Genomic DNA, 12,584 nt, shown 5'->3' with positions numbered 1-12,584 from the left:
CTCGTTTTTTGTTCTCTAGCAATCTGCGGTTAAGCGTTTCGCTTTGCCAAGTAGTCATCCTGAAGAATGTACATGCGCTTAATGTCGCAGTACTCACCGTTCACGAAGATTTCCTTCACCAGATGGCCTTCCTCAACGAAGCCACACTTATTGTACAAGTGAATCGCCTTTTCGTTGTTCACTGCCACATTCAGGTAAACCTTGTGCAGGTTAAGAATCGTAAAGGCGTAGTTCAGCGCTTTATTGATAAGTGTCTTCGCATAGCCGCAACCTTGGAAATCCGGCGCGATAATAATCTGGAACTCAGCATTTCGGTGAATCGAGTTGATCTCGACCAGCTCCACAAGGCCCACCGCCTGCTTCTGTTCGTTTTCTGCGATAAAACGACGCTCAGTGCTGTCGTGAATGTGCTTTCTGAACAGATCTTCCAGCTCATAGTAAGACTCATAAGGTTCTTCGAACCAATATGACATGATAGAGCGGTTGTTGTTTAGCTGGTGGATAAAGCGAAGATCGGTTTGCTCAAGGGCGCGCAATCGAATAGCGTTTTGCATACTATTTCTCGTTCTGAAGTGTCTGTTAGCGCGACTGAATTTTTGTCGGCGACGGAAGATATCACCGGATTTCGAAGTAGGGAAATGAAATATTCTGGCGTTTTGATTGCCCATAGATAAAAGCCGCTGATGCCGGTCAGCGGCTTTTCGTTCTGGCTATTAAGATGGCACTTGAACCAACTCCGGCTCAGTATCGTCCGTTCTTTTCTTCCGAACCAGATACCAAAGTGGCAGTAGGCCAAAGCTGATCACAGCAAGGGCAACAAGGCCGTTTTTCGCCGCGCCATAGTGAAGCACAACCTGACTACCCAGCAGTGCGCCGCCGCCAATCCCCACATTGAAAATGCCGGAGTAGATAGCCATGGTGATATCGGTCGCTTTCGAGCCGTATTCCAGCGCGCGTGTTTGCAGGGCGAGCGCGACTGTCATCATCACCGCGCCCCAAAGTGCCACACCCGGGAAAAGCTGGAATATGCCAATACCGGATCTCGAAAGCATAGAAAGGCAGAGCGCCAGCAAACCAAAGCCCAGAATCAGCAGAGTGTTTGGATGACGAGGCTGAAGGCGGCTGAACAATAAGCTGCCAACAATACCCGCAGCGCCGTAAGTCATCAGCGCCCAGGTGGTGACATCCGCACTCAAACTCCAAACCTGCTGAATCAGCGGTTCAAGATAGGTGTAAGCCGTAAAATGAGCAGTGACGATAATCGCCGTCAACAGATACAGACTCAGCAGCGGCTTATTCCGCGCAATCTCGGGCAGGCTGGATAGGTTACCGGAGTTGGAAACCGGCAGCGTCGGCAGCCAGCGCCAAAGCGCCAACATCAGTACGCCAGAAATCACGCCAATGCCACCGAAAGTCGTGCGCCAACCGAACCATTCGCCAACAACGCGACCCAATGGCACGCCCATCACCATGGCTAACACTGTACCTGTTCCAAGCAGACTGATTGCCACCGCGCCTTTGCCATTTGGTGCCATTCTTACTGCCATCGCGACACTTATCGACCAAAACACCGAGTGCGCAAACGCGATACCAACACGGGAAACCAGCAGCATGTTGTAACTGGTCGCCATGGCAGAAATGACATGGCTGGCAACAAACAATGCAAATACGCCCAGCATAAGGCGACGACGCTCAAAATTGGCAAGCAGCAACATTACTGGCAACGAAGCCAGCGCCACAATCCAGGCGTAAATCGTCAGCATTGGCCCGACTTCAGCAGGGCGCATACCGAAGCTTTCGCCAAGGTTAGCCAACATGCCGACAGGGACAAACTCGGTGGTATTAAAAATAAAGGCGCTTAGGGCGATCAGAAACACTCTGAGCCAAGGCAGCAGGTTTTGGGATTTGGTGTGCATGGTGATGAGAAGCGACAGGCAAAAAATAAACAACAAGCGAAAAAGGAACGCGAGTGTAATGCAGGTTCAAAAAAGAGGCAATGGTCAAAAAAGTTGCAATCAATTCTACGGTGGCCTTAACAGGGAAGGGCGAGCTTGGATGACTTTTAGCCAACTGAGCCAACCAACCGAGCTATTCATCATTTCATACAGTTTTACTCGCTTTCGCGAATCGGGAACTATGCTAATGTGATTCCCAAATTCCGATAAGAAAGACGATCAACAATGAAAATCTTCAGCAACTTTGACAGCGGCAACATTCAGGTAGTTTCCGCTGACTCACCAGCCAATATTCAGCTTTCAATCCCAGCCGATAACAACACAGAAACCGCGCAATGGTTCCACTTCCGTTTGGAAAGTGATTCGCAGGAACTGCACCAGTTCACGCTGCTGAACCTTGCTAAATCCGCTTACCCAGAAGGTTGGCAGGATTATGATGTCGTCGCGTCTTACGACCGTAACGAGTGGTTCCGTATTCCTTCAGAGTTTGATGGCGACAACCTGCGCTTCTCAGTGATACCTGAAGCAAGCTCCATGTATTTTGCCTATTTCGCGCCTTACTCTTACGAGCGTCATCAAGATTTGCTGCACGAAGTACAAACCCACTATGCCTGCAAACTGGAAACGCTGGGTGCAACCATTGATGGCAACGACATCAGCCTGCTGACCATTGGCGAACCAGCCGAAGGTAAAAAGAACATTTGGGTGATTGGCCGCCAACACCCGGGCGAAACCATGGCCGAGTGGTTTATCGAAGGCTTACTGATGCGCCTGTTGGATGAAACCGACACTGTCGGCAAAGCGCTGATTGATAATGCAGTTATCCGCGTTGTGCCAAACATGAACCCAGACGGCAGCATTCGTGGTCATCTTCGTCACAATGCGGTTGGCGCAAACCTTAACCGCGAATGGCAAACGCCGACCGTAGAGCGCAGCCCAGAAGTTTTCTACGTGCGCGAACGCATGTTGGAAACAGGCGTAGATATGTTCCTGGATATCCACGGCGACGAAGCGATCCCATACAACTTTGTGGCAGGCAGTGAAGGCATTCCTTCCTACGATGAAGACTTCGCTGCACTGGAAGCCCACTTCAAACAAGCGCTTCTGACCATCACTCCAGAGTTTCAAGACGAGCACGGCTACCCGAAAAGCGCACCGGGCACGGCTAACCTGACTGTGGGTTCTAACTGGGTGGCAGAGCAATTCAAGTGTCTGTCTTACACCGTAGAGATGCCATTCAAAGACCACAATGATCAGCCAGACGAAATTTACGGCTGGTCACCAGATCGCAGCGCCGCCTTCGGCAGCGATATGCTGGCCGCGATTTGGGCGACATTGCCAAAGCTTTGATGGGTTGATTGAAATATTGAAATCCAGACGCCACCGGAGGGTGGCGTATAACAAGAGGCTATGGCGCCCACGCCATGACAATACCGCCTCAGCCCACAGATCATCAAATAGAGCTTCCAATCAGTATACAACGGTGCCTCTCTAATAAAGCTCTCCCCCGAGTTTTGTCCATGCTCGGTTAAAACCCTTCGCCCAGAACTGAGTCAGCATTGATGAATCCTCAAAGGGCAGTTGAACGTTTAGCCACTCTTTCTCCGACAGTTCGCGGTGTATGTACCGGCGGCCGGCTTCCGTGTTCGCAATAGCAAAGCTGGCATTCGAGAATGCATCATTTTCAATGCAGTAGATATCCATCGAAACGCGAGTACCGTTTATCTTAGAAACGATGGTTTCTGGTGCTTTACCTGCACCACAAAAGTTACTCCAGATAAACGCAACCGTCTGTTGGCCTGCTTTATCCTTGAATATGTGAGCTGCATACAAGCGATGATTTCGGTACAAAATGGTCAGTTCGTAACTTACGGCTTCTTGGAGCTCTGCCACCTCACTTTTCGTTAGCTTCACACCGTTATGGAGCTCTGCGGGCGTAAACTCAAGCCCCATCTCCATAAGTAGTAGAAAGCTTACATCTACAAGGTGTGGTTCAGGCACTTTCAACGTCTTACCGCCCGATACTCCACTCAGATCATTGAACAGCCACTCGAAGGCTCTAATTTCCCGCTTTGCGAACTCAATATCATGACTTCTGTATGTGCTGTACTCGGAAACGGCAGCATAGTCTTCGTTCACCTCAAACGCGTGGCGCTCTGCGCTGATATGCTTTTGTCTTAAGAAGTTAGTAAAAGAAACATTGAATGCATTCTGAGCTTCTTGCTGCTCGACTTCTGCTTTTGCTTCGGAGCAGGTTAACCCTTCCCCTGCATTGGCTGGAAAAGAAGTAAGTAACAAAATAGCGAGTGGGATTGCGTATTTCATATAGCCTCCATTTCATGTTTATCTTAGGTCGTCGAACTGCCTTACCGGAAGCACACCTCTGCGCGAAGCGCCTTAATCGCTTCATGGATCCGCTGCTGCAATACATCGTCTTCTGACAAACCTGCAAAACGCATTTCGGCACTCAAAGTCTGTAACAAATCGATGAGTGCCTGTTGCTGTGCTTGACTCAATCTTTCATTTTCCATGACGCCGGACCTTTAGGTTGTAATTCGCATAGGGGTGAGCCGACACTGCGACTTCCAGCCAGGTGTAGCGTTTATCAACGTAATACTCGTCCAACTCGTGCCTTATCCCTTCACCGTCAACATAAACATCTACCCTACCTTCCCATTCTTCAACTGTGATGGCGAACCGTTCTCCCATCACACCAAAGATGTAATAGTGGTTTATATGTTCTCCACCGACTTGAAACTTATGAGTAAATGTCTGCTCACCTTCATCGATAGCAATATAGAAATGATCACGACTGAGTGACTCGGTGTGTTTAATCACAGCTCCTTGCACACAGGGAGATAAAAGCACCAATAAAAGAGCAACCCATATTCTCAACTTGATCAACTCCCAAAAATGACAAAGGCTGAGTCCGCTTCATAAAAGAAGCTTGGGTTCTGATTTGGATTAGTAATTTTCATTGCCCTATGAATACGTGTGTCTACGGTATTTTCATAGTGAATATTACCCATCTGCTTTTCGCCGTTTTTGTAGATACCGACATACTTCGAGTGGGTGTGTTCCGCCAACGCGATACCTTGTATTGCGACCTCGCAGTGCCAATGAATTTCATCCAGGACATCTTGCCTTGCACAGCCTTGAAGATCATTTGTCGAAAAAAAAGCCGATACTGAAACTTGAGAATCTAAAGCGTGCGGTAGTTCTGTTTGATGCGCGAGTAATTGAGAAAGTAATAACAATAATGCTTCCGTTACACTAGCTACCTTTTCCTTGTCTATCCAGAAAAAGCTGGGCATTCCTGCTTCGGTATATAAGGGGCGATACTCCAATGCGTTCAGCACGAGCGCCTTTTTTGAATAGGAACCGTATTTTTCTATAAACAGATAGCAACTGCAGTATGGGTTTTCCCAAAACTGTTCGCGCTCAAAGGCGCTGAATCCCTCATCTGTCATCTGTGACGGAAAGTGAAACGCAAACTCTCCGCACGGTGAGCCTGTATCGAGCCAACTAAGCATGTCATCGATCATCTTAAGCTTCGAAGTGTGAGGCAATCGAATAAGCAGCTCCCGCCTGATATCGGTCAATAGGTAAACCAACTCTCGGTTCACATTCATCCCCTAAGGACGTTGATATTGCTCTTTCAAGCATGCCGGGGCTTTGGGCACCTTGCGAATGGCGTTAACTCAAAGTGTTTTGTAATCGTCTGTAACGTGTCGGTTTTTGATCTAAAACAAACAATTAAAGGACAAAAAGGACAGACATAACATGAGGAAAATCATGAGGAAAATGGGTAGATAGATCTTCCCGCTTTTAGAGAACCACGTAATTGGTCGCCTATTTGCAGTGATCAGTGTTGGCTTCGAGTCCCAACTAACGTTTTGGCTTGATTTAAGTCGTTTTCAGGAAGCATAAACATCAGGCTGCAGCCTGATTATCAAAATGAAAGAGAAAAGAAAGGTTTAGCTGTCGGGTAACCGTATACCTGACACTCTTTGACGTTGAAGGTGTGGTAATGCCGCTTTGACGGCGTTTTCAGACCCAACAAGATTACCGGTTTCAATATTGGAGGCTGTTCTTAGCCAAAGGGACGATTCGATGCCAAGGCGTTCCAGTAACGGTGGCAATTTATCGTCTATCTGCCCACGTTTACCATCGCGAAGTTGTCTACCTGTCCAATCAACCAACTCCAGATAGTCCAATAACCGAAAAGGAATGCCTGCTGGTTGGTCTTTACGTGGATATCCCGCGAATACATATAAACCGTCAGCATTAACCTGATCATTTTTCAGTGCTTCAATTCTCGTTTTGACTGAGGTGTACTCAGAGGTCTCAGGCGAGTCAGTAATATCTGCACGAATAGGATTGAGGTCAACATAGGCCATTGCTGCCGCCAATGCTTTTTCATCCAACAATGCCTGGCTCTTAAAACGACCTTCCCAAAAATGTCCGGTGCATTGATCTTCACGGTTTGCTTCTGCTGCAATGTATTGATTCAACGTCCGCATAAACCAACTGATGGAGGTTAAGCGTTCTCGCCACGTTTCAATGAGCTCCATACATCGTTCATTTTCAGCCTCAGACATTTCTTCGCCCCGCATAAAGCGTTGTATCAGCACAGGACCTTGATGAAACGCTAACCATCTCTCTGCGACATCTATTGGTGTTAATGTTTTGGCGTTCTCTATGTTGATATGCAATACGACATGGTAATGATTACTCATAATCGCGTAGGCGCACACATCGATACAGAAAGCTTTAGCTAATGCAAGAAGCCGTTTCTCTATCCAACCTCGACGGTGTTCAAAGCACTTTCCCTGTGTGTTGTCGAAGCCGCAGAGAAATGAGCGTCGAACACAACGTGAAACACAATGATAGTAAGGTGTGGCATCGACATTGATGAGTGAGGCACGAGCGGTTGTCATAGCGAATTCGAATATTTCAGATCATTGTTGAATTCACTTACCCTAACTTAACTCGCCATTCCTTTCTGGATGAATGAACAGGTCTGAGGTGGCATGCACGCAGGGATGAAACTGATAGTTTGGACTTTTTCTAAAAGTGTCTGTCCCTCTAAGGTGCATATGCCCTTCTAAGGTTTCAATGCAAGAATTGTCCAGATAAATTGACATAACATCCAGAATTTCCTATACAAAAATGGGCACTGGCCCAATGCGGAGCGCTGGCTTTCTCTCTGCATCACATACAACAACAGTTATGGATAAACATTTAAGGGCTCAAGATGAAAACAATAACCAATGCGCTGGTTGTTTCAGCACTACTTTTTAGTGCGGCAACATTTGCGAATAACGACAAGGCAGATCCCCTCCCTCAACTTGGCGCAGACAGTGAAACCGTGACGGTTTCTGGATTATCCTCTGGCGGTGCAATGGCTGTGCAGTACAGCGTTGCTTACTCTTCTGAAGTGAAAGGTGTTGGCGTGATTGCGGGCATTCCGTATGACTGCGTCAATGTACTGAGCTTTGATCCGAAAGATCCTTTGGCAAACCTGAACAGTATTACCCGCGCATTTCACTGCATGGAAAAAGGTGCAGATGTCGACAGCCTGCTGTCTTTAACCAAGAAGCGCGAAAAAGACGGCAAAATCGACGACATCACTAACATTGCCAGTCAAAAAGTGTGGCTGTTCAGTGGCACTGAAGATCCAACTGTAAAACCCGTCACCATGAAAGCAGTAAACGAATACTACGAGCAGGTGAATACGGGCGATAACATCAACTTCGTTGATACCGTTCCCGCAGGACACGCTTTTGTGACTGACGAATTTGGCAGCGAGTGCAACACCACGCAAAGCCCCTACATCAACAACTGTAACTACGACAGTGCTGGCGAGATGCTTTCTTGGATTGTCGGTCCGTTGAAAGAAAAAGCCCCCAAGAAACCCGGCAAACTCCACGTTTTTGACCAACGTCCTTTCTTTACCAGCAGTTTGACCAGCATGGATGATCAGGGCTTCGTGTTCATCCCAGACAGCTGCACCACAGACAGCGGCTGTAAAGTGCATGTCGCTTTCCACGGATGTCAGCAAAACAAAGACACCATTGGCGATGAATACGCGAAAGAAGTGGGAATTAACGAGTGGGCCGATGCCAACAACATCATTGTGCTGTACCCACAAGCGAAAACTCGTCAACTGATTAACCCGAAAGGCTGCTGGGACTGGTGGGGCTACACCCGGTATGACTACTCCTTTAAATCTGGCCCGCAGATGAATGCGGTCAATAAGATGGTGAAGCACCTGTTGCAAAACCCTAACGCATCTTAAACTCGCGCAGCGCAATTAACGCCACTGTTCCTATGCAGTGGCGTTTTCGTTTCCATGCCTACGATATTGGCTGCCTCTTGAGTCAGTTGAGCATTCGTATTGAAAACCTCTACAGCTCCCATCTGTTCATTCCCAATTTAGTCTGTATAATTCGCCGCCTGTTTGTTCGTGCCACATAAAGCGGCACTAAGAACACTTCTCATCATTCATCTAGGAATACTTCATTGATTTCAACCGCTAACATCACCATGCAATTTGGCGCGGAGCCGTTGTTTGAAAACATCTCAGCAAAGTTCGGTAACGGTAACCGTTATGGCCTGATTGGCGCGAATGGCTGTGGTAAATCGACCTTTATGAAGATCTTAAGCGGCGCACTGGCACCTAGTTCAGGAAATGTGTCGATCGCGCCGGGATTGAAGTTGGGTGTGTTGAGTCAGGATCAGTTTGCGTTTGAAAACTTCAACGTGATTGATGTGGTCATCATGGGTGACAAGAAACTGTGGGAAGTGAAGAAAGAGCGTGACCGCATTTATTCTTTGCCGGAAATGAGCGAAGAAGACGGCATGAAAGTCGCAGAGCTTGAAGTCGAGTTCGCGGAAATGGACGGTTACACAGCAGAAAGCCGCGCGGGTGATATTCTGATTAAAGCGGGTATCGAAGAACACCTGCACTTTGGCCTGATGCGGCAAGTTGCGCCGGGCTGGAAGCTGCGTGTGCTGCTGGCTCAGGCGCTGTTTGCGAACCCTGATATTCTGTTGCTGGACGAACCGACGAACAACCTGGATATCCATACCATCGGTTGGTTGGCGGAAGAGTTAAGCCAGCGCAAGTGCACCATGATTATCATCTCGCACGACCGTCACTTCTTGAACACCGTATGCACCCATATGGCAGACATTGATTACGGTGAGCTGCGCATCTATCCGGGTAACTATGATTACTTCCTGGAAGCGTCTGGTTTGCAACGTGAGCAATTGCTGGCGAGTAATGCCAAGAAAGCGGCCGAGATTAGCGAGCTGCAAGAATTCGTGAACCGCTTTGGTGCCAACGCTTCTAAAGCGAAGTTGGCGAGTTCGCGCGCGAAACGCATGGACAAAATCAAACTGGATGAAGTGAAAACCTCTAGCCGTATCAGTCCGTCGATTGATTTTGGTGAAGGCAAGAAACTGCACCGTCAGGCGCTTGAGCTGCAACACGTGGGGCATGGCTATAACGGCGAGATGCTGTTTGAAAACGGTAATCTGCTGCTGGAAGCAGGCTCGCGCCTTGCGGTTATCGGTGAGAACGGTGTGGGTAAAACCACGTTGCTGCGCTGCTTGGTGAACGAGCTTGAGCAAGCCCAAGGTGTGGTGAAGTGGGCGGAGAATGCGTCTGTCGGTTACTGTCCGCAGGATTGTACTGCTGATTTCGACAACGACATGACCATCTTTGAGTGGATTTCTCAGTGGCGCACCGCAAAGCACAACGACCTGATTGTGCGTGCGATTCTGGGGCGTCTGCTGTTTACCGAAGATGACGTGAACAAGAAAGCCAGAAACTGTTCTGGTGGTGAGAAGAACCGTCTGATTTTCGGCAAGCTGATGATGCAAGACATCAACGTGCTGGTGATGGATGAGCCAACCAACCACATGGACATGGAAGCCATTGAAGCACTGAACAGCGCGCTGAAAGTGTATCCGGGAACGCTGATTTTCGTGAGTCACGACCGTGAATTCGTGTCATCACTGGCAACGGCGGTTATCGAAATCAAAGACAAGAAGCTGGATTACTTCCAAGGTACTTACGAAGAGTATCTTGCTCATCAGCAGAAAGTATTGAGTGCGGCATAAGCTGCCTATCAGATTTCATTCAAACGCTTGTGATTCAAGGTTTGATAAAAACGAAAACGCCACCTGAAAAGGTGGCGTTTTTTGTTGGGACAACAGCGGACGATTAGCTCGGTGCTGATGTTGGCAGCACACGTTTCAGGATATCTGCCAGTGTCACCACACCAATCATCTTGTCACCTTTGCTTACCACGGCAAGCTGCACACTCGCTTCACGCATACGCGCCAACGCTTCGTAAACTGGTGTGTTTGCATCAAGCACATGCGCTTTACGTGCAACTTCACGCGCAGGTCGGTCAGCGGGTTCCAGCAGGGTATCGCGCACATGAACCACTAGCGGTTTAAGGCCACGATTTCCGAACACCAGAATACGCATGTGTCCTGTTTCCATCGACACCTTGCGCACTTCTGCAACGGTTGCGCGTTTGTCGACATGGGCCATCACCTGACCTTCTGTCACCAGTGTTTCAACCGGAATTGAGCTCAGGTCAATTAGGCCAGAAAGCTGCTTCTGAATACTCGGTTGCAGTGTACCCACTTTACCCGAGTGTTCGACGAGTTGACGGATGGTATCAATGTCTTGTCCACCGACAGCGGCGCTTTCTACAGGCTCTACACCTGACGCTTTTACCAGTCGGTTTGCAATGCTGTTAATCCAGTTCAGCAACGGACGCAGTGGCCACACATAAGCGCGCGCGACCAAACCAATTGCCAGCGCTGATTTTTCAGGGTGCGCAATCGACCAGGATTTCGGTGCCATTTCACCGACAACCAAGTGAAGGAAAGTCACCACAAACAGCGCAAAACCGAATGATGCACCATCGACTGCCCATTCCGGCATGCCCATCGAGGCAAACACCGGGCCAATCCAATGATCAACGGCTGGCTTGGTGACTGCACCCAACGCAAAGGTACAGAAGGTAATACCTAACTGAGCACCTGCTAGCATCAGTGTCAGGTCATTCATACCGCGCAGTGCAGCGCGTGCAGACGCACTTTCCACGGCCATTTCTTCTAGGCGGTGGCGGCGTGCACCCATCAACGCAAATTCGATGATAACGAAGAAGCCACTCAATACGATGAGGGCAGTGGTCACCAGAGTGACAATCAACGGATCAGTCATCATTCTTCACCCTCCTCAATAGGATTCTCTACAAGCTTGACGCGCACCTCTGTTGGAACGTGTCGTTCAATACGCAACACTTCAACTTCAAGATGGCGCTTGAACAGCTCGCCGGAAGCAAATTCGGATGGGTCGACAGGCAATTCGATAATCACGGTCTCACCTTCAGCTGGAAGTGCACCACGTTCAGCAATCAACATTCCGGCGATGGTTTCTACATCGTCTTTCGGCAGGTCGTAGCCAATCGCACGCTCCACTTCGTCGATGTGGACGTCACCTTCCATCAGCCATATGTTGTCGCTCTGCGGAACAACGGCATCAGCCGCGTCGGCGTCGTGTTCGTCGGTAATTTCACCTACGATTTCCATCGCCAGATCTTCAATCGTTAGCACGCCAGCAAAGCCGCCGTATTCGTCAATGACACACGCCAGATGGTTGGTAGACTTCTCCAACTGATCCAGTGCGTCTGGCAGACTCATGAGCGTTGGCAGAACAGTAGCAGGACGCATCACTGATTCAACGGTGTCGTCAGCATGGCCAGCATCAATTCGCGCCAATACATCGGGAAGATGAACCACACCCACAGGCGCATCGTCATCGTTCACCACAGGGTAACGGGTATGTGCTTGTGCCATCAGAGACACCAGCTCAGTCAATGTGGTTTCTGGCTCAACCCAATCCACCTGCGAACGTGGCACCATAGCGTGCTCAACGTCGCGCTCTGGGAAGTCCAGAATGCGGTCCATCATCAGTGAAAGCTCGACGGGGATGTCGCCCGTTTCACGCGAGTTAGCGATGATGTGGTGCAAATCTTCTTCTGACGCACTTACATCAAGATCGTGCACAGGTTCAATGCGAACCGCGCGAAGTAGCAGGTTGGCTGACTTGTCGAAGAAGCTGATGAAAAAGCCAAACACAGACATATAAATCAGTGTTGAGCGGGACATCATACGAGCCATTGGTTCTGCGTTCGCAATCGCGAGGTTTTTCGGGTATAGCTCGCCCATGATCATTTGAACGACCATAGCGACACCAAGGGTGATGACGGTACCGAGTGCGATACCCGCTTCTAGCGATAACCCAAAGCCTTGTAGTAATACACCCAGAGACTGGCCGACCAGAGGTTCCGCGACAAAGCCTAGAACCAGACCGGTTACCGTAATACCAAGTTGGGCACCGGACAGCATAAAGCTGGTACGTTTGGTCACTTTGAGCGCGCGTTTCGCGGCGGCATCACCAGTCGCAGCAAGGGTTGCGAGTTTTGCTCTGTCCACAGCCATGTACGCGAACTCTTGGGCAACGAAGTAGCCGTTTGCTGCGATAATAGCCAAGATAAATAGAATACCGAACAGAAGGGTAAGGAGGGTCTCAATCATTGC

The 12,584-nt window shown here is 49.0% G+C and carries 12 protein-coding genes; 3 read left to right on the top strand and 9 right to left on the bottom strand.

Features of this window, described 5'->3' with window-relative positions; all coding sequences use genetic code 11:
- Positions 1-29 precede the first annotated feature (29 nt).
- Together speG and D515_RS12865 are read right to left on the bottom strand one after the other, a co-directional pair.
- Positions 30-554: a spermidine N1-acetyltransferase gene (gene speG / locus D515_RS12870; RefSeq protein ID WP_002539068.1), complete on the bottom strand. Its 525-nt coding sequence runs from the start codon at positions 552-554 to the stop codon at positions 30-32.
- A gap of 159 nt (positions 555-713) precedes the next feature.
- Positions 714-1,916 (bottom strand): sugar transporter, encoded by a 1,203-nt coding sequence (locus tag D515_RS12865; protein WP_002539067.1) that lies wholly within the window; start codon positions 1,914-1,916, stop codon positions 714-716.
- A gap of 264 nt (positions 1,917-2,180) precedes the next feature.
- Between D515_RS12865 and D515_RS12860 the strand changes: the two genes are divergently transcribed.
- On the top strand, positions 2,181-3,305 hold the full coding sequence (locus D515_RS12860; protein WP_002539066.1) for a M14 family metallopeptidase: 1,125 nt from the start codon (positions 2,181-2,183) through the stop codon (positions 3,303-3,305).
- A gap of 141 nt (positions 3,306-3,446) precedes the next feature.
- Here the strand turns inward: D515_RS12860 and D515_RS12855 are convergent, their stop codons facing one another.
- The 5 genes from D515_RS12855 to D515_RS12840 all read right to left on the bottom strand — a co-directional run bounded on the left by D515_RS12855 (position 3,447) and on the right by D515_RS12840 (position 6,895).
- On the bottom strand, positions 3,447-4,280 hold the full coding sequence (locus tag D515_RS12855; RefSeq protein ID WP_002539065.1) for a hypothetical protein: 834 nt from the start codon (positions 4,278-4,280) through the stop codon (positions 3,447-3,449).
- A gap of 41 nt (positions 4,281-4,321) precedes the next feature.
- Entirely contained in the window at positions 4,322-4,486 is a 165-nt protein-coding gene (locus D515_RS25875; RefSeq protein ID WP_002539064.1) for a hypothetical protein, read from the bottom strand.
- Entirely contained in the window at positions 4,476-4,793 is a 318-nt protein-coding gene (locus D515_RS12850) for a hypothetical protein (protein WP_002539063.1), read from the bottom strand. The genes D515_RS25875 and D515_RS12850 overlap by 11 nt, the downstream gene beginning before the upstream one ends.
- A 62-nt stretch (positions 4,794-4,855) precedes the next feature.
- Entirely contained in the window at positions 4,856-5,500 is a 645-nt protein-coding gene (locus tag D515_RS12845) for a hypothetical protein (protein WP_152442372.1), read from the bottom strand.
- A gap of 432 nt (positions 5,501-5,932) precedes the next feature.
- The gene (locus tag D515_RS12840) at positions 5,933-6,895 is read right to left on the bottom strand and encodes a transposase (protein ID WP_002539061.1); all 963 of its coding nucleotides are present in this window, start codon (positions 6,893-6,895) and stop codon (positions 5,933-5,935) included.
- A gap of 317 nt (positions 6,896-7,212) precedes the next feature.
- Between D515_RS12840 and D515_RS12835 the strand changes: the two genes are divergently transcribed.
- Both D515_RS12835 and D515_RS12830 read left to right on the top strand, forming a co-directional pair.
- Positions 7,213-8,256: an extracellular catalytic domain type 2 short-chain-length polyhydroxyalkanoate depolymerase gene (locus tag D515_RS12835; RefSeq protein WP_002539060.1), complete on the top strand. Its 1,044-nt coding sequence runs from the start codon at positions 7,213-7,215 to the stop codon at positions 8,254-8,256.
- A gap of 224 nt (positions 8,257-8,480) precedes the next feature.
- Positions 8,481-10,085, top strand: a complete 1,605-nt coding sequence (locus D515_RS12830) for an ABC-F family ATPase (protein ID WP_002539059.1) — start codon at positions 8,481-8,483, stop codon at positions 10,083-10,085.
- Positions 10,086-10,188: 103 nt separating this feature from the next.
- Here the strand turns inward: D515_RS12830 and D515_RS12825 are convergent, their stop codons facing one another.
- Both D515_RS12825 and D515_RS12820 read right to left on the bottom strand, forming a co-directional pair.
- Positions 10,189-11,205, bottom strand: a complete 1,017-nt coding sequence (locus tag D515_RS12825) for a CNNM domain-containing protein (protein ID WP_039850081.1) — start codon at positions 11,203-11,205, stop codon at positions 10,189-10,191.
- Positions 11,205-12,581, bottom strand: coding sequence for a hemolysin family protein (locus tag D515_RS12820; RefSeq protein ID WP_002539057.1), 1,377 nt, complete (start codon positions 12,579-12,581; stop codon positions 11,205-11,207). Before D515_RS12820 ends, D515_RS12825 begins: the two co-directional genes overlap by 1 nt.
- Positions 12,582-12,584: the final 3 nt, after the last annotated feature.

This window comes from Grimontia indica (genome assembly GCF_000333895.2).
Classification (GTDB): Bacteria; Pseudomonadota; Gammaproteobacteria; order Enterobacterales; family Vibrionaceae; genus Enterovibrio; species Enterovibrio indicus.
The sequence above is the reverse complement of the archived record's forward strand: the minus strand, read 5'-3'. Positions and strand labels throughout refer to the sequence as shown.

Excerpts from the sequence above, each read along its gene's own strand:
- speG (WP_002539068.1), bottom strand. The coding sequence starts at position 554 with ATGCAAAACGCTATTCGATTGCGCGCCCTTGAGCAAACCGATCTTCGC.
- D515_RS12865 (WP_002539067.1), bottom strand. The coding sequence starts at position 1,916 with ATGCACACCAAATCCCAAAACCTGCTGCCTTGGCTCAGAGTGTTTCTG.
- D515_RS12860 (WP_002539066.1), top strand. The coding sequence starts at position 2,181 with ATGAAAATCTTCAGCAACTTTGACAGCGGCAACATTCAGGTAGTTTCC.
- D515_RS12855 (WP_002539065.1), bottom strand. The coding sequence starts at position 4,280 with ATGAAATACGCAATCCCACTCGCTATTTTGTTACTTACTTCTTTTCCA.
- D515_RS25875 (WP_002539064.1), bottom strand. The coding sequence starts at position 4,486 with ATGGAAAATGAAAGATTGAGTCAAGCACAGCAACAGGCACTCATCGAT.
- D515_RS12845 (WP_152442372.1), bottom strand. The coding sequence starts at position 5,500 with ATGATCGATGACATGCTTAGTTGGCTCGATACAGGCTCACCGTGCGGA.
- D515_RS12840 (WP_002539061.1), bottom strand. The coding sequence starts at position 6,895 with ATGACAACCGCTCGTGCCTCACTCATCAATGTCGATGCCACACCTTAC.
- D515_RS12835 (WP_002539060.1), top strand. The coding sequence starts at position 7,213 with ATGAAAACAATAACCAATGCGCTGGTTGTTTCAGCACTACTTTTTAGT.
- D515_RS12825 (WP_039850081.1), bottom strand. The coding sequence starts at position 11,205 with ATGACTGATCCGTTGATTGTCACTCTGGTGACCACTGCCCTCATCGTA.
- D515_RS12820 (WP_002539057.1), bottom strand. The coding sequence starts at position 12,581 with ATGATTGAGACCCTCCTTACCCTTCTGTTCGGTATTCTATTTATCTTG.